The organism is Pseudorhodobacter sp. (assembly GCF_034675685.1).
Taxonomy (GTDB): Bacteria; Pseudomonadota; Alphaproteobacteria; order Rhodobacterales; family Rhodobacteraceae; genus Pseudorhodobacter.
The window spans coordinates 589,039-606,758 of record NZ_JAUCDA010000002.1 but is presented as its reverse complement, the minus strand read 5'-3'; the positions used below and the strand labels follow the sequence as shown (position 1 = coordinate 606,758).

General features: G+C 57.4%; 13 protein-coding genes. 5 read left to right on the top strand and 8 right to left on the bottom strand.

All coding sequences use genetic code 11. The features are described 5' to 3' along the window. Positions 1-13: 13 nt before the first annotated feature. The 3 genes from VDP61_RS02820 to VDP61_RS02810 form a co-directional block, all read right to left on the bottom strand. On the bottom strand, positions 14-544 hold the full coding sequence (locus tag VDP61_RS02820) for a hypothetical protein (protein ID WP_323005417.1): 531 nt from the start codon (positions 542-544) through the stop codon (positions 14-16). A 112-nt stretch (positions 545-656) separates the two neighbouring features. Continuing rightward, positions 657-3,731 (bottom strand): EAL domain-containing protein, encoded by a 3,075-nt coding sequence (locus VDP61_RS02815; protein WP_323005416.1) that lies wholly within the window; start codon positions 3,729-3,731, stop codon positions 657-659. 97 nt (positions 3,732-3,828) lie between these two features. Further along, positions 3,829-5,487: a histidine kinase N-terminal 7TM domain-containing protein gene (locus VDP61_RS02810; protein ID WP_323005415.1), complete on the bottom strand. Its 1,659-nt coding sequence runs from the start codon at positions 5,485-5,487 to the stop codon at positions 3,829-3,831. Positions 5,488-6,086: 599 nt separating this feature from the next. Between VDP61_RS02810 and VDP61_RS02805 the strand changes: the two genes are divergently transcribed. After that, complete coding sequence (locus VDP61_RS02805) at positions 6,087-7,100, top strand: sensor domain-containing diguanylate cyclase (protein WP_323005414.1); 1,014 nt, start codon at positions 6,087-6,089, stop codon at positions 7,098-7,100. Between the two features lie 35 nt (positions 7,101-7,135). Here VDP61_RS02805 and VDP61_RS02800 read toward each other — a convergent pair whose 3' ends face one another. From VDP61_RS02800 to VDP61_RS02785, 4 genes are all read right to left on the bottom strand, one after another. Continuing rightward, complete coding sequence (locus VDP61_RS02800) at positions 7,136-8,188, bottom strand: glycine betaine/L-proline ABC transporter ATP-binding protein (protein ID WP_323005413.1); 1,053 nt, start codon at positions 8,186-8,188, stop codon at positions 7,136-7,138. After that, positions 8,181-9,068 (bottom strand): proline/glycine betaine ABC transporter permease, encoded by an 888-nt coding sequence (locus VDP61_RS02795; RefSeq protein ID WP_323005412.1) that lies wholly within the window; start codon positions 9,066-9,068, stop codon positions 8,181-8,183. Before VDP61_RS02795 ends, VDP61_RS02800 begins: the two co-directional genes overlap by 8 nt. A gap of 70 nt (positions 9,069-9,138) precedes the next feature. Beyond that, positions 9,139-10,146 (bottom strand): ABC transporter substrate-binding protein, encoded by a 1,008-nt coding sequence (locus VDP61_RS02790; protein WP_323005411.1) that lies wholly within the window; start codon positions 10,144-10,146, stop codon positions 9,139-9,141. Between the two features lie 404 nt (positions 10,147-10,550). After that, the gene (locus VDP61_RS02785) at positions 10,551-11,555 is read right to left on the bottom strand and encodes a GlxA family transcriptional regulator (RefSeq protein ID WP_323005410.1); all 1,005 of its coding nucleotides are present in this window, start codon (positions 11,553-11,555) and stop codon (positions 10,551-10,553) included. A gap of 122 nt (positions 11,556-11,677) precedes the next feature. On the opposite strand from VDP61_RS02785, the gene VDP61_RS02780 reads away from it, so the two are divergent. The 4 genes from VDP61_RS02780 to VDP61_RS02765 are packed head-to-tail and all read left to right on the top strand — an operon-like array spanning position 11,678 to position 16,784. Continuing rightward, complete coding sequence (locus VDP61_RS02780; RefSeq protein WP_323005409.1) at positions 11,678-12,931, top strand: sarcosine oxidase subunit beta family protein; 1,254 nt, start codon at positions 11,678-11,680, stop codon at positions 12,929-12,931. A 10-nt stretch (positions 12,932-12,941) separates the two neighbouring features. Further along, complete coding sequence (locus tag VDP61_RS02775; protein ID WP_323005408.1) at positions 12,942-13,241, top strand: sarcosine oxidase subunit delta; 300 nt, start codon at positions 12,942-12,944, stop codon at positions 13,239-13,241. Then, the gene (locus VDP61_RS02770; RefSeq protein WP_323005407.1) at positions 13,238-16,240 is read left to right on the top strand and encodes a sarcosine oxidase subunit alpha; all 3,003 of its coding nucleotides are present in this window, start codon (positions 13,238-13,240) and stop codon (positions 16,238-16,240) included. The genes VDP61_RS02775 and VDP61_RS02770 overlap by 4 nt, the downstream gene beginning before the upstream one ends. 13 nt (positions 16,241-16,253) lie before the next feature. After that, entirely contained in the window at positions 16,254-16,784 is a 531-nt protein-coding gene (locus tag VDP61_RS02765; protein WP_323005406.1) for a sarcosine oxidase subunit gamma, read from the top strand. Positions 16,785-16,910: 126 nt separating this feature from the next. Here VDP61_RS02765 and VDP61_RS02760 read toward each other — a convergent pair whose 3' ends face one another. Beyond that, positions 16,911-17,720 carry an ABC transporter permease gene (locus VDP61_RS02760; RefSeq protein ID WP_323005405.1) on the bottom strand — a complete coding sequence of 270 codons (810 nt, stop codon included), beginning with the start codon at positions 17,718-17,720 and terminating at the stop codon, positions 16,911-16,913.

Sequence of the window (17,720 nt, the reverse complement as noted above, 5' to 3'; positions counted from 1 at the left end):
TATGCCTGCCGCGTCAGGATTGCATCTCTGGCTGCGTGGCGCTTAGATACTTGACGTGGTTTTCCAAAGCCGCTTCAAGACCCAACCGGAAAGCCGTAAGCGTTACCGGGTTCTTAAGCGTTGCATCGCAAATCATCATCCGCGCCGAGGAAAAGTCGTTGCGGCGAACCTGTGAGGATAACATGATGATCGGCGCATTCGGCGCCTGACGACGCAGGGCAAAACCGAAATCCACAACATCATCAGCATCGCCTATGTCGTCAGCATCGAAGATAACAAAGCTTTGCCCGCTATCTTGCCGTTGCAGCCATTGCAGGGCAGAGTCGCCGTGCTGGACATTGAAACCCAAACCGCCAAACTGATCCACCCAGATACTGAATTGCCGCAACTCGGGGCTGCCACGGCCCACAATCAGAACAGTTCGCCCCGCAAGCGAGGGCAGGCCATAGACACTGTGCCCAGGATCAACAGGGCGGGCGGCATGCGGTTGGGTTGCTGCGCCTGCGCTGATACCATCTGTGCCTTTACGTTCTTCCGTAGCCATCGCTGCCCTCGATTCATACAGAAAATGCTTACATTTTCCTTAACCGTTTCTACCTAGGCGAGCATATATCTTTGAGACAATAAAAGTCAAATTGATATTTTTTAGAGTCAACTCATTTTGCAAGCACGCTTTTATGGTCAGATCGCACCTGCCCAGCCAGGTAGCGCGCTTCGAATTCGTCCGGATCTCGGGGTCGGCCGCTTTTGAATCCCTGAACGTGGTCGCATCCTTCGGCATAAAGCCAGGTCATCTGCGCCAGCGTTTCAACACCCTCGGCCACGCTCTTTATCCCCATCGCGCGGGCCATGGCAATTATCGCACGCACAATCGCCTCACTACCCGAGGGTGATATCCCGCTGCCGACGGTATTCAGAAAGCTGCGGTCGATCTTGACCTCGTCGATCGTCAGGCGCTGAAGATAGGTAAAGGATGAATGCCCGGTGCCGAAGTCGTCAACCGAAAGCGAGATGCCCAAAGCGTGTATACGGCTGATGTTGTCCATCGCCATATCGGTCATACTGACCAGGCTGCCTTCGGTAATTTCGATCGTCACCAATTCGGGTGGAATACGGTAATAGGCCAGCAAGCGTGCCAGACGGTCCGCCAGCACTGGGTTTTCAAATGTCTGCGCCGAGAGGTTAAGGCTTGCCGCCGGCATATAGCCCGCCTCAATCCATTGGCCCAATTGCGCCGTAAACATGACGATCACCAAAAAGTCGATGTCCAGAATGATGGCGGATGCTTCGGCCACAGGGATGAATTCGGCCGGGCTAACCTCACCCAATACTGGCGATGTCCAGCGTAAAAGCGCCTCGGCACCGACAAGCTGCTGCGATGGGCCCAATGAGAACTTGGGCTGAAATACCAGCCGGAAATGGTCTTCCTTCAGGCTGTGGCGCAAGGCCTGCAATATTTCGCTGCGCCGAATGACCTTGTTGCCTTGTTCCGCGGTGAAAAGCTGATGCCGGTTTCGGCCTGCCCCCTTGGCAACATACATCGCCTGATCGGCATTTTTGATCAGGGTATCCACGTCTTTGCCATCTTCGGGATACAGGCTGATTCCCACGCTTGCCGTCGTATAAAGCCGCATGTCATTGACCAGCATTGGCGGTGCAATCACATTTCGCAGACCCCTCGCAAAGCATTCAGCGGCATCGGCACCAGCGTTTGGCAACAAAACAGTGAACTCATCGCCACCGCTGCGCGACAGCGTGGCCCCCGCAGGAACAAAATCCGAGATCCGCTTTGCGACCTGAAGCAACACCGCGTCACCGACCGAATGGCCAAAACTGTCATTGATTGATTTAAAATTATCCAGATCAAAGGCGACGATGGCAAGCCGTGTGTTGTCTGGGTTTGCGGCCCTGATGTGATCAAGGAAGATCCGCTTGAAGTGCCGCCGATTCGCAAGCCCGGTCGCATCGTCGTGATTGGCCTGATGCCGCGCATGCGTGATCGAGTGGCGCAACGCCTCTTGTGTGATCACAAGCTCGGTGATGTCGGTAAAGGCACAAAGCACCTGTGTCTCTTTGCCAACTTCCGAGACCGTCGCCGCGTTCACGGAAAGGATACGGCGATCACCCCTGCGGTCGGTCACTGTGCAGCGCATATCGCGAACCGGCTTGCCAGTCCGCAAAACCATGTCAAGCGGCGTCTCTTCTTTGCCATCCTGCGCATGTTCAAACCGTGCCGAGTCGATGGTTCGTGCCATCGCGGCCATATCGTCCGGATCACAATTCAAGACGCGCGCTGCTTCGGCATTGGCAAAGGTTGGTGTGCCATCAACCCCAAAGGCAACCACCGCCGAGATACTGGTTTCCATGATCGCAGCCAGAAAATCACGCTCTTTTTGCAAGGATTTTGCCAACGCTTTTTCTTCGGTCGTTACCGTTTCCACCGAAACATAACCAAGGCTGGTGCCATCCATCTCTGGCAAGGGGTGAATGCTGAAACTGATGGAATACGGCTTTCCCCAGCGATCATAATTGATGTTTTCGCCCACATAAGCCGCACCGATTGCCATCGCCGCCCTAACATTTTTTTCAATCTCGGTGTTGCTTGCAGGGCCAGTTACCAACTCGCCAAAGTATTTCCCCACAATCTCGGACAAGGCATAGCCGGTTTGCCGTTCGAATGCTGGGTTGGCCCAGACAATGCGGGTGAACTCGTCAACCACAATGACAAGATTGGTCATGATCTCGGCGATCTTGCCCAATTGCCGCAGTTGCACTTGCGAGTCGATTCGCGCCGTCACATCACGCACAACCAGCAGGTAGCCGGGCTGGTTGCCGGGCTGGGCCGGCGGGCAGATAGAGCCTGAAAGCTCGTACCAACGGGGGCCGTCGGGCGTTTGCAATTGATAGGTAAAGCCGTTGATACGGCCCATTTCCGATATCTCTTTCAGAACGCGGCGAAAACCAGCGGCCTTATCGGCAGGAAAGACATCTTCAAGCAGCCGCCCGATCAGTTTTGTCTGGTCAAGATAGAATCGTTCTGGCTCGACCGCATGCGCGTTGACGTATCTGCCATCAGCATCAAGTTCGAGCAGCATTTCGGGCATCGCGTTCAAGATGGCGGCCAGCCGTTCCGCCGACAAGCGCAAGGAGATTTGCGTCTGTGCCACAGCAGTTTCGGCATCGCGGCGCAACATGACCGAGCCAATGGCGTTGGCGATGGCCTGCAATAGATAGACAATATATGTATTGAACACGACAGGTGCCTTGACCGCATCAAACCCGGCAAAGCCGATCAGCCTGTTGTCAAAGGTCATGGGAACCACCACCAGCGAGTGGATTCCCTGCATCATCAGCAGGGATCGCAAGGGGTCGCCCTCGTCAAGCGCGGCGACATCGGGGACGTGAATTGCTTTGCTGGCTTCAAGATCCGGGCGCCACGCCGCCAAAATATCAGCCGGCATATCTTGCAGCTGCGCAATCATCGGCTCAATCCCGTCGGCCACCCATTCATGCGTATTATCAAGTCGTTCCCGTGGATTCAGCCGAAACACATAGGCACGGTCAACGCCGCAAAACTGACCAATCTCGCCCAAGCCTTCGGTGATCGTCGCGTCGATCGTGTCCATAGCACCGTGCAAAAGACGCTGAAGCACGGCAGAAAAAAGCACATGGCCTTCTGTCAGGCGTTTTTCCGAGACAGGGACTTCTATTTCAGAAGATATCACTGACATGGAAGGCTTCCTTTCTTAGGCGCATCGGCACAGGGACCCTTTGGCAGGTGCAACGCGTACGGGGCAGCTTGGACACGCGCGCACAAAATAAACAAGCTCAACTGCTGCCCTCATTTGAAACGACGAGGCGCAGCAGCTCACTGCGCGAAACGGTACGGCCCCGCCCCGCCAATTTAGCCTGATACAACCGATCATCGGCACATTTCATCACCGCATCCAAATCTGCGCCATCGTTCGGCCACTGGGCAAGGCCCGCCGAAAAGCCGACTTGCTCGGGCTCACGAACCCGGACGAATTTGCCGTCTTCCAGCGAGGCGCGAATGGAGTCGATAAACTCTTCGATCTCGGGCAATGTGGCCTTGGGGAATATTATAAGAAACTCTTCTCCGCCCACGCGAAAGACGGGCAGGCCGGGCCGCACATGTACCCGCAAGGCGCGGGCAAAATCGCGCAACACCCGATCGCCCGCCGCATGGCCAAAGCGATCATTGATCGACTTGAAGTGATCAATATCAATCAGCGCAACAACCATGCCACTATCGCCTGACTGGGCCTTTAGCTGCGCAAAGGTGTCATAAAGGCCGCGCCGATTATGCAGCCCTGTCAACGGGTCCAGCAATATCTGGCGCTGCAAATCATCGCGCAAGGCCTCTATCTCGGCAACGCGGCGGGCGTTTTGCAAAAGCGCTTCCTCCAAAGAGGTATTTTTCTTGGCCATATCGGTTACATCATTCAGCATTATGACCAGCCCGGTTGCCGTGTTCTGCGATTTCAGGGCCTGGGTCATCGGCGTTACCTGAATCGATAAATGCCGCCCCATGATATCGAGATTGGCAGGAAAGTTTTTTGGTTGTGGTGCTTGTCCAGGAACCATTGCCGCGCCTATCTGGGGCCATTTACACAGCGGTGTACCAAGTTTTCCTGCCGGAAAAAGAGCTTCTGCCGACTCATTCATGCCAACAACGTCACCTTTGCCATCGACGACAAGAACCGGATTACGGGCATTCAAAAACAAGAGATCGCTGGCAATGGCGGCGACATCAAAAAGCCGATTGGCAAAAATCATCTGCGTAAACAGGAAAAGCACGACCGAAAAGGCAAAAGGCGTCGGATCAAAGCCAAACACCGTAATCCCAAAAACAACATATGAAAGATTGGCGACCATAGGCACGCCATTCACGAATATCATCATCAGGAAATAGGGCCGGTGCGCCTTGCTTGACCGGAACGCCCCCAGAACGACAACAAAGGTCGAAATCGCCAAGAATATATATAGATAGGCTGCCGCAGCATAGAAAAGCGGCCCATGGTCGTAAACCCCTACCAAATCGCCGTCCACCATTTCAAGGCGCGTCAGCGGGCCGTAGAACAGGCCATGCAGCGGATTCGTCCAGGCCGCCGCCGAAACCAGCAACGGGCCCATGACCAGCGCCCAGCATTCGGCTCGGGATTTGCCGTCTGGTACGCTGAAGGCATAATGCCGCAGAAAAATCGCCCAGGCTGTTGGAACGAATGCGATCCCCGGCCACGCCATCATCGCCCAGTAAACCTTGCATTCCAAGGTTTCCGACTGGATTTCGCCCAGAACTGCCAGCAACCAGATTATCATTCCGACATGAGCAAGCAAAAAGCCACGCTTGCCCGGAAAGTTTTGAAACCTGCGCACCCACAGGGCGATGAGAGAGATACCGATCAGCAGCGCCAGCACGGCAAAGCCTCCCGGCTCTAGCGCTGCGAAGCTGTAACACATTGACATCGCGTGACCTCTCGCTCATCCGCGAACCGCGCGGCCGGGGTACTGTATCTAACGAAACACACATATCTCAAGAAACACATTGCGAAATCAGCTCTGGCACCACCGGCTAAGGATTGCCAGCCAACTCCGCTGCGCTAAATAACTTATCATAAAGATATTTTTTTCTCAGGTCAAACCATAGAGTGGCCGCGACACCTGCCACACGCTCTGCATCCTTATGATCGCCAAGAATTGACTTTATGTTATCAGGTTTGTAGCCTTGAATCCAGTCTACCCAAGCGTTAGGTGAAGGCCAGATCAGCAACTTTCAAGTGTAATCCTTGACGTCAGCAACAACTGGCCGATTTTGGGGGCAGCAGCATTTTAAGCATACCCTACAATTAAGTAGGTGATATACTAAGGACGGATTGTAATGAATTTTACGGTAACACCTTGTAATAAAATAACTTTTGAAAAACTTGTGCTGATGCGCGGAAAACATGGCAAATGATTTCAGGACGGGCAATTCAAAGAAAACAACACTTGATAATGGCACTGGGCAGGGTTGCCGGCCTTCGCCCACAGGCACAGGGCAGTGGCTTTGAGGAGTTACAGACGCGATGAGACGTGATGATGATGAACGGGGTCGGCTTGCTGCGCTTAAACGATATGATATTCTTGATACCGGCCCGGAAGAAGAATTTGACCTGGCAACAGAACTTGCGCGCTCTATCTTTGCTGTTCCGATGGCAGCGATTGTCTTGATTGATGGGCGCCGACAGTGGTTCAAATCGCGTCCGGGCATTTTGATGAGCCATACCTCTCGTGAGACAGCGTTCTGTGATCATACAATCCGCAAGGATACGGTGCTGGTGGTTGAAGATGCGACCAAAGACCCGCGTTTTCTGAACAACCCGTTTGTGACCGGTGAGGCCGGGATACGCAGCTATATGGGCGCACCCCTTATCACACCGGACGGCTACAATCTTGGCGCGTTTTGTGTGCTGGACACCATGCCGCGCGATTTCAGCGATGTGGACAGAGAGGTGATCACAAACCTCGGCAAGCTGACGATGGCCCATATGGAAATGCGCCTGATTGCCAGCGAAGATGCACAAACCGGCGCCGCCTCGACCCGCGGGTTCATGAAGGCGCTGGATCAGGAATTGGAAAAGCATAAACGCCACCATACCAAATCAACGCTTGCGATCTTTGATATCGACAATCTTGGTGCGATTGCCGCGGCACATGGGGTTACGTTTTCAGATTCGGTTGTTACCGCTGCGGCGCATGCCGTGCTCAAGGGATTGCGCAAAAGCGATACGCTCGGGCGACTTGGCGAGGATGAGTTCGGCATCTTGCTGGCCGGAACCGATGACACGGATGCCTATGTCGCCGCCGAGAGGTTCCGCAAAGAGATTGAATCCTGCCGGATTCCCGAAAATCTGCGCGTTGCCTTTACGGCCAGCTTTGGCATCTTGCCGGTTTCGTCCCGTTTCGAGTCGGCGCGCGATTGGCTGACATCCGCTCAGGCCTTGGTCGGGTTGGCCAAGGACGCCGGGCGCAACCGCAGCGTGACCGAAATGCGCGGCCCTAGCGAACTGTCTTCACGCCTTCGCAGCAGGATGAACTAACGCCATCCTGCCCCCGCTTCTTTGGCGCTTTTGGGTTACGACGTTGGTTCTGTTGTCGGGTTTACCATTGCGTCAATCAGGGTTGTCATGTGCAGCGTGCCGATGGTCTGGTCTTGGGCGTTGATGATGCGGGCGTGGCTGGCAGCGGTTTTGTTCATGCTGCGGATCGCCTCCTCGATCAGGGTACCGACGCGGATAGGCACGGTATCGGCACTGGCGGCCGCGCCCGGCTGCATGATGGTTTCAACCTGAATCACGCGCCCTCGGTTCACCTCGCGCACAAAGCGGGCGATGTAATCATCCGCCGGTTTCAGCACGATGTCCTGGCCGGTGCCTTGCTGCACCACCTCGCCATTGCGCAACACGGCGATGCGATCACCCAGCCGCAAAGCCTCATCCAGATCATGGGTGATGAACACGATCGTCTTGCGAATTTCCTTTTGCAGATCAAGCAAGATACCCTGCATATCCATGCGGATCATCGGGTCCAGCGCCGAAAACGCCTCATCCATCAGTAGGATCGGCGCGTCATTGGTCAGCGCGCGGGCAAGGCCAACGCGCTGCTGCATCCCGCCCGAAAGCTGGTTGGGGTAATTCTGCTCAAACCCGTTCAGGCCCACACGCTCGATCCAGTGCATCGCCGTCTCAATCTGTCTGGCGTGTGCAATCCCCTGTACTTCCAGCCCGTAAACCGTGTTTTCCAGCACATTGCGATGCGGCAGCAAGGCAAATTTCTGAAACACCATCGCGGTCTGATGGCGGCGGAACTGGCGCAAACTGGCCTGATCCATCTTGACCACATCGACACCTTCCACCAGCACCTCGCCGACAGTCGGGTCGATCAGCCGATTGATATGGCGGATCAGCGTTGATTTACCCGACCCCGACAGCCCCATTATCACCTGAATAGAGCCGGCCGGCATCGTGATGTTGATATCGCGCAGGCCAAGCACATGTTGGTGTTTCTGGTTCAATTCCTCTTTGGTCATGCCGCCGCGCACCGCGTCAATATAAGCTTTTGGATTTGCACCGAATATCTTGTAAAGGTTGCGGATTTCTATCCCGCCCTGCTGTGCGCCATCAACCATGGACCACCTCCAGATGCTTTTGGAGCCGCTTGCCATAGGCCTGGCTTACCCGGTCAAAAATAATCGCGATCCCGACGATGGCAAGCCCGTTGAACATGCCCAGCGTGAAATACTGGTTGGAAATCGCCTTCAGCACCGGCTGCCCCAGCCCTTGCACCCCGATCATAGAGGCAATGACCACCATCGCCAGCGCCATCATGATGGTTTGGTTGATCCCCGCCATGATTGTCGGCAGTGCCAGGGGCATTTGCACCTTTCGCAGCTTTTGCCAGCTGGAGGAGCCAAAAGCATCTGCCGCCTCCAGCATGTCAGGGTCAACCAGCCGGATTCCCAGATTGGTCAGGCGGATAATCGGCGGAATGGCATAGATGACCACGGCAATCAGCCCCGGCACCTTGCCGATGCCAAGCAGCATCACCACAGGGATCAGGTAGACGAAACTTGGCATGGTTTGCATCACGTCAAGAATCGGGTTGATGATTTTGCGCATCACATCCGATTTCGCCATCGCAATGCCAATCGGTATGCCGACCACAATCGACAGAACGGTACAGACAAAGATCATCGAGATCGTCTTCATCGTATCATCCCACATGCCGAAATAGCCGATCAGCAGCAGCGTCAGCACCGATCCCGCGACGATTTTCCAGTTGCGGCTGGCAAACCATGCAATCGCGCCAACCACCAGCAAGATGATCGGCCAGGGCGTCTGGGTCATTACCCGTTCCGAAAAGATAAGAAAATGTTGGAGAGGGTTGAAAAACGCTTCGATTGAATCGCCATAGCCGCGGGTGAAGCTTTTGAAGCTTTCGTCGATCATCTTTTTCAAGGCCCGCAGGGCATCATCATCCATATGCGGGAAGCTGGTCAGCCAATCCATACTGTCTCCGGGGTCGCTGCGTAAAAAGGAAGGGCGGCGGATAGGCCCGCCGCCCTGCGTGTTCCTGCCCTTAATTCAGGGCGGATTTAACCTTTTCGGCCGCTTCGGGGGAAACCCACTGAACCCACAAATCCTCATTGTTCTTGAGGAAATAGCTGGCCGCCTCTTTTCCGGTTGCCTGATTGTCGGTCATCCAGGCCAAAAGCTTGTTAACGGTGGCGTTGGACCAGGAACGCGATTTGAAATAATCCATCACCGGCGCACCGGCGCGCTCTGCAAACGCGGTGGTCACCAGGGTTTCAACGCTATCCTTGGGCCAGGCGTTCGGCTTTGGATCGGTGCAATCCGCCACTGTGTTGCAGCGCGCCCATTCCTCTTTGTCAAAATCGACGCCGTATTCAAGGTTTACCATCTCGTATTTGCCCAGAATGCTGGTCGGGGCCCAATAATAGCCCATCCAGCCTTCCTGGCGCTCATAAGCCTTGGCGATAGAGCCATCAAGCCCCGCCGCCGACCCGGTATCAACCAGAACAAAGCCCTTGTCAGCCGCGCCATAGGCTTTGAAATATTGCCCGGTCACGACCGTACCGCCCCAGCCCTGCGGGCCGTTATAGACAGCGCCTTTGCTGGCATCCTCGGGCGCCGGGAACAGCTCCGGATGCGCCAGCGCGTCTTCTATCGTCTTGATTTCGGGGTTTGCATCCGCGATGTATTTCGGGATGAACCAGCCCTGCACCGCCCCATCCGACAGCGCCGGGCCGGTCGAAATGATCTTGCCATCGTTGATGCCGCCGTTGACAACATCGGGAAGCAGATCAACCCACCCTTCAGGCGCCACATCCGGCTGACCTTTTTCGATCATCGAGGTCAGCGTTGGCACCGTATCCCCCACGATGATGTCAGCGCTGCACCCATAGCCGTTTTCAAGTATGAACTTGTCAACCGAAGCCAGCGCCTCGGCCGATTGCCAATTCATGCTGGCAATCACCACCGACCCACAATCTTGCGCAAGCGCAACACCCGCCCCACCCGCTACAACCACTGCAGCCAAAGCCGCAGACATCAAACCTTGTTTCATGTTCCCTCCTCCAAGGGGCGTTAGCCCCGAATCAAATAAGCCACACAGCCTGTTATACTGTAAGAACTTGGCATTAAGAGTTCCAACAAAACTGTCAAAAACGACGCCTTATCGCAAAAAAATCGACGTTTTCAGCCCAAAACCCACATCGAAAAAATCATAAAACCGTAACTACTAGCCTTGTCAGGCAAAATCGAACCCATCGCTGGTACAGCCAAGCGCCCAAATTTGGGCCGATCACACCTGCCTCACCCAATGCGGCAAGGCGGTCAAACATCGTGAATATCCATTTGGCAAAGGACTTCAAGTGCGACCCCGGATTGCCCCTCATTGCAACAGCGTCTTGTGCCTTGTATTTCTTTCGATTGGCCTGAATTACCCTTGCAGCCGCGCCTGCCCCAGCGTCAAACAATGGTTTCGGGCTGGAGCGACGCCTTGCCTTGCGCCTTGCGCCAGACTTCTGGCGTGATGCCCCGCGCGGATTTGAATGCGCGGATCAGATGCGACACATCGACAAATCCGCAGTCTTGTGCCACTTGCGTCACCGTTCGCGCACTGCGAGACAGTAAAAGTTCGGCATGGGCAATGCGAATCGCCATGCCCGCTTGCGACGGGGTAAGGCGCAGCGCATCGGCAAAATGCCGTTCCAGTTTGCGACGGCTGACCTTTAGCCGTTCGGCAAGTGCCGTCACTGTGGGTGGGGTATCCAGCATCTGTTGCATCGTCAACAGCGCGCGTTTGACCAGGGGGTCAGCGGTTGAAAGCTCTAGCGGCAGGCCGGGTTGCGGGCGCTCGGCGGCCATTGCCTCATCTATCATCATGATGGCCAGGCTTTTCTTGGCGGCGGCACGGCCGATATGCCGATCAACCAAGAATGCCGCCAGATGCGCCGAACTGGTGCCGCCCGAACAGGTCAGCCGATCACGGTCGACCACAAATATCTGATCCGATACCGGGGAAATACCGTCGAACTGTTCCAAAAAGTCATTATGGTGAAACCAACTGACACAGCAGCGATAACCTTGCAAAAGGCCGGCACGGTGCAGAACAAATGCGCCGGTGCAAACCCCGACCAATGAAACCCCGGCCAGCGCGGCCCGCCGCAGAAATTCCGAATGGGCCGGATCAAGATACTCAAGCTCTTGCATCAAACCACCGACGACGACGATATAGTCAAAGCGCGCGGGGTCGCCCAACCGCTCCTCGGGCTGCACCGCGATGCCGCTGCTTGAAATCACAGGGTCTGTCGTGGTTGAAAGCACCCGCCAGCCGCACAGAATGGGGCGTGAACCATCCCCCTCATCCGCCGCCAGACGCAGCACATCGACGAAATTTGCAAGGGCACACAGCGTAAAACGCCGAGTCAGAATAAACCCTACCCGCAGGCGCGGAACCGAAGCGGCCGGCATGGCAATCTCCTCTCACAGATGGCGCAATTGTAACGTCAGTTTGACGCATTCATACAGTGAAAAACCGCCCATCCTGCAATGATATTTTTTCCTGCCAAAATTACCCCCCGAAAGGCCCCGTGATGACCCATTTCTCTGCCCTGTCGCTGCTGAAGAATGCCCTGACGGGCAACAAGAACTGGGCCGAGCAATGGCCCGATGCCCAGCCCAAGAAGGAATATGATGTCATCATCGTCGGCGCGGGCGGGCATGGGTTGGGGGCGGCTTATTATCTGGCCAAGGAACACGGAATTACCAATGTTGCGGTGATCGAAAAGGGCTGGCTGGGGGGCGGGAATACCGGGCGCAACACCACGATCATCCGCTCCAACTATCTTTATGATGAAAGCGCAAAGCTGTATGATCACGCGCTGGACCTGTGGGACAACCTTTCAACCGAGCTGAACTATAACATCATGTATTCCAAGCGCGGCGTGATGATGCTGGCGCATAACGTGCATGACGTGCAGTCGTTTCAACGCCATATCCATTCCAACCGCTTGAACGGCGTTGACAATCGCTGGCTGTCCACAGCCGAGGCCAAGGCGTTTTGCCCGCCGCTGAACGTATCGCCCGATGCGCGTTATCCGGTGATGGGGGCAGCCTTGCAGATGCGCGCAGGTACGGCGCGGCACGATGCGGTGGCCTGGGGCTATGCACGCGCTGCGGCCAAGCGCGGCGTCGATATCATCCAGAACTGCCCGGTGATCTCCATTCGGCGCGGTGCGGATGGTTCGGTGGAAGGAGTGGAAACCGCAAAGGGATTTATCCGCGCCAAAAAGGTCGCGGTGTCGGCGGCGGGGCATACAAGCGTTATCATGCAAACGGCGGGTGTGAAAATGCCGCTGGAAAGCTATCCGTTGCAGGCGCTGGTATCCGAGCCGATCAAGCCGATTTTCCCTTGTGTCGTGATGTCGAACACGGTTCACGCCTATATCAGCCAGTCTGATAAGGGTGAGCTGGTGATCGGGTCAGGCACTGACCAATATGTCAGCTATTCCCAGCGCGGCGGGCTGCCACTGATTGAACATACTGTCGCCGCGATCTGCGAAGTTTTCCCGATCTTCAACCGGATGCGGATGCTGCGCAAATGGGGCGGCATCGTGGATGTAACGCCAGACCGTTCGGCCATCTTGGGCAAGACCCCGGTCAAGGGGCTATACGTCAACTGCGGCTGGGGCACGGGCGGGTTCAAGGCCACACCGGGGGCGGCACATTTGCTGGCCTGGACCGTGGCCAAAGACGCGCCGCACAAGCTGAACGCGCCCTTTACATTGGAACGCTTCACCACCGGCCGTCTGATCGACGAAGCCGCCGCCGCCGCCGTTGCGCATTAAGGAATTTGACATGCTTTTGATCCACTGCCCCTATTGCGATGACACCCTGCCCGAATTGGAATTCGCCTATGCAGGCGAGGCGCATATCGCGCGGCCCAAAGATCCGTCCAAGCTGTCGGACGAGGAATGGCGTGATTTTCTGTTCATCCGGTCAAACCCGCGCGGCGTTCATGCCGAACGCTGGCGCCATATCAACGGCTGCGGGCGGTTTTTCAACGCGCTGCGCGACACCGTTTCCGACCGTTTCCTGACCACCTATCCCGCCGGGCACCCCCGCCCTGACGCAACCAAGCCGGAGGCCGTAAAATGAACCCGTTTCGCATCAAGGGCCGTGGCCGCGTCAACCAGGATCGGCCTGTCCGTTTCACCTTTGACGGCAAGACCTTTATCGGGTTCGAGGGGGATACCGTTGCCTCGGCCCTGCTGGCCAATGGCGCGCATCTGATGGGGCGCGGCTTCAAATACCACCGCCCGCGTGGTGTGGTAACAGCAGGGTCCGAAGAACCGAACGCGCTGATCGGCACCACGCGCGGGCCCGGCCGGTTTGAACCGAACACCCGCGCCACCATGCAAGAAATTTACAATGGGCTGACGACCGAAAGCCAAAACAAATGGCCAAGCCTGCAGTTCGATGTGGGCGCGATCAACGACCGGCTTTACATGCTGTTTTCGGCGGGATTTTACTATAAAACCTTCATGTGGCCCAAGTCGTTTTGGGATAAGGTGTACGAGCCCTTTATTCGCCGCGCTGCAGGCCTTGGCCGCGCCCCGACCGAGCTTGACCCCGATCATTACGCCAGCCGTTATCTGCACTGTGATGTGCTGATCGTGGGTTCTGGCCCTTCGGGCCTTGCCGCCGCCCTTACAGCTGCGCGCAGCGGCGCATCGGTCGTGGTGGTCGATGAGCAATCCGAGATGGGCGGCACTTTGCTGTCTGAACCCTCCGTCGGGATTGATGGCGACAACGCCTGGGGCTGGCTGGCTGCAACGCTGGCGGAACTTGACGCATTGCCCAATGTGCGGCTGATGAACCGCACCACGGCGATCGGATATTATCACCAGAACATGGTGGGCCTGTGCCAAAAGCTGACCGATCATCTGGCAAATGTGCCCGCCGATGCGCCGCGTGAACGGCTTTGGCGAGTGCGGGCGGGGCAGGTTATTCTGGCGCAAGGTGCTATTGAGCGCCCGATGGTGTTTGACGGCAACGACCGCCCCGGCGTGATGATGGCAGGCGCGGCGCAGACCTTTTTGCACCGTTTTGGCGTCAAGGTGGGCGACCGCCCTGCTATCCTGACCAGCCACGATTCTGCGTGGTACACCGCCTTTGATCTGGCCGATGCGGGCTGCAAGGTGGCGGCGATTGTTGACACCCGCACCGATATTCCGCCCGCGCTGATGCAGGCCGCCATGGCCCGGAACATCGAAACCCTGACCGGCCACACCGCCACCGCGACGGGCGGGCGGTTGCGGGTGAAATCCATCCGCGTCAATCCGGTGCGGGGTGGAACTGTGGGGGCCGCGCGCACAATCGCTTGTGATGCGGTGCTGATGTGCGGCGGTTGGACGCCATCGCTCCACCTGTTCAGCCACACCAAAGGCTCGCTTGACTGGGACGCCAAGGCCAAGGCCTATCTGCCCGGCCATAAAACCGAGGCTGTGCATATTGCCGGCGCAGGGCGTGGGCTATGGGGGATTGCCACCGCTTTGGAGGATGGGGCCAAAGCGGGCGCGGATGCGCTGCGCGATCTGGGCCGCAAGGCGGGGGCCGCCACCTATAGCGTGGCGGGCGACCGTACCGGCACCGGCGTCACGCAAAAGGACCTGCCAACCGACCGCAGCCCCGGCAGCGCCAAGGCCTTTGTCGACTTTCAAAACGACGTGACCGCCAAGGATATCCGGCTGGCGGTGCGCGAAGGTATGCGCTCGATTGAACATGTCAAACGCTATACCACCAACGGCATGGCCACGGATCAGGGCAAATTGTCGAACATGAACGGGCTGGCGATTGCATCCGATGCGCTTGGCAAGGACATCCCGCAAGTTGGCCTGACCACCTTCCGCCCGCCCTATACGCCAACCACGTTTGGCGCGCTTGCCGGCTATCACAAGGGAAGCCATTTCGAGGTGACCCGCAAGACGCCGATTGACGGTTGGGCAGCGGAACATGGTGCCGCTTTTGAGCCTGTCGCGCTGTGGCGGCGCGCGTGGTATTTCCCGAAAACGGGTGAGGATATGCATGCGGCGGTCAACCGCGAATGCCGCGCCACCCGCGCCAGCCTCGGCATCTTTGATGCCTCTACCCTTGGCAAGATCGAGGTGTCCGGCCCCGATGCGGTGGAATTCATGAACCGCATGTATACCAACCCCTGGGCCAAGCTGGCACCGGGCCGCTGCCGCTATGGCCTGCTGCTGGGCGAGGATGGGTTTATCCGCGACGATGGCGTGATTGGCCGGATGCGCGACGATCTGTTCCATGTCACCACCACCACCGGCGGTGCCGCCCGCGTGCTGAACATGATGGAAGATTACCTGCAAACCGAATGGCCCGAGCTACAAGTCTGGCTGACCTCGACCACCGAGGAATGGGCGACCATCGCGATCAACGGCCCCAACGCGCGCAAACTGCTGGCACCTTTGGTTGAGGGGCAGGATATGTCGGATGCCGCCTTTCCGCATATGTCGGTGGCCGAATGTACGGTCGCAGGATTTCCGTCGCGCCTGTTCCGCATCAGCTTTACCGGCGAATTGGGGTATGAGGTGAACGTGCCCGCCCGCCACGGTCGCGCGCTGTGGGAAAAACTGATGGAGGCGGGCAAGCCTTATGACATCTGCCCCTATGGCACCGAAACCATGCATATTTTGCGCGCCGAAAAGGGCTATATCATCATCGGTCAGGATACCGACGGCACGGTCACGCCCGAAGATGCGGGCATCGGCTGGGCGATTGGCAAGGCGAAACCCGATTTCGTCGGCAAACGGTCACTGGCGCGGCCTGATATTGTGGCCAAGGGACGCAAGCAACTGGTCGGCCTGCTCACCGAAAACCCCAAGGACGTGCTGATTGAGGGCGCGCAGATCGTGCTGGACCCAAAGCAGCCCAAACCGATGAAGATGATCGGCCATGTGACCAGCTCTTATTGGTCCGAGGCGCTGGGGCGGTCGATTGCCATGGCACTGGTCGAGGGCGGCTTTGACCGGATGGGCGACACGCTGCACATCCCTACCGCAGATGGCGGATCGCTTGCGGCAAAGGTCACGGGGTGCGTGTTCTACGACCCCGCCGGCGAGCGGTTGAAAGTTGAATGAGGAGGATGCCAGAATGAACGCCCCAGTAAAATCGTTTGACGCGGTTTCGGTTGCCGTTATGCCCCCCGTGGCGCGCCTTAACCTGCGGATTGCGCCTGCCAACCTTGGCGCTGCCTCAAAAGCCTTTGGCCTGCCGCTTCCGGGCAAGATCGGGCAAGGCGCGGCCAAAGGCGACCGTGCCGCATGGTGCCTTGGCCCCGACGAATGGCTGTTGCACGCGCCCGAAGCTGAACAAGCGGTCATCGTCGCCGCTTTCACCACAGCGCGGGCCAAGACGCCGCACAGCCTGACGGTGATCTCGGACCGCGAAGTCACGATTGCCATCACCGGCCCGCGCGCGCAGGAATTTCTGTCGGTTGCCTGCCCGCTGGATCTGTCACGCATGACCCCCGGCACCGCCAAGCGCACGCTGTTTGACACAGCACAGGTTGTGCTGATCCGCGACGCCGAGGATGCCTTTCGCATTGAGGTGTGGCGGTCGTTCTTTCCACATGTGTCCGAGCTGTTGGAAATCGTCCAGCGCGAATTTGCCTGCGGTCTGTGACCCTTCAGCCTCTCCTACATGTCATAGCGCGCCTCTCGGGCGCGCTATGACCGTTTTTGCAGATAGCCGCTACAGCAAAGGCCGGAAAAACGCCGCTTTTATCGCGGCGCCTTCGCCATTTTGATCTTAGCGTGCAGCCTTGCGCGCAAGAAAGCTCAGCGCGGCAAACAACCCTATCGACAGGCCCAGCAGCATCGTGGCCGCTGCCATGATCGTCGGGTTGATCTGGTCGCGGATGCCCGAGAACATCTGCACCGGCAAGGTGCGTTGCTCGGCCGCAGTCATGAACAGGGCCACCACCACCTCATCAAACGAGGTGGCAAAGGCAAAGATCGCCCCCGAAATCACGCCCGGCAGAATGTTGGGCAACGTCACCCGAAAGAACGCCGACAGGCCAGACGCCCCGAGGCTATGCGCGGCGCGCGTCAGGTTGGTGTCATAGGTTGACAGGGTGGCGGTCACGGTGATCACCACAAAGGGCGTCGCAAGGGCCGTATGGGCAAAGACAAGGCCCGCGCGCGTATTGGTCAGCCCGAACTGGCCAAAGAACAGATAGCTGCCCACCGCCACGATCACGATCGGCACGATCATCGGTGAAATCAACAGCGCCATCACCACCCGCCGCGCCGGAAAATCGGGCCGCGCAATGCCCAGCGCCGCAAGGGTGCCCAGCGTGGTTGCCAGCACAGTGGTCAGCACCGCCGCAACGCCTGAGTTGAAGATCGCATTCATCCAGCGCGGATTGCCGAACAGATCGGCATACCAGCGCAGCGAATATTCGCGCACCGGCAAGGTAAAGAACGGATCTTGCGAGAATGACAGCGGCACGATGATGAACAAGGGCGCAATCAGAAACAACATCACGGTCACGGCAAAGACCACGACAAGAATGCGCAAGAAACGCTCGGACGGGGTTGCATAAGATGGAAGCCACAT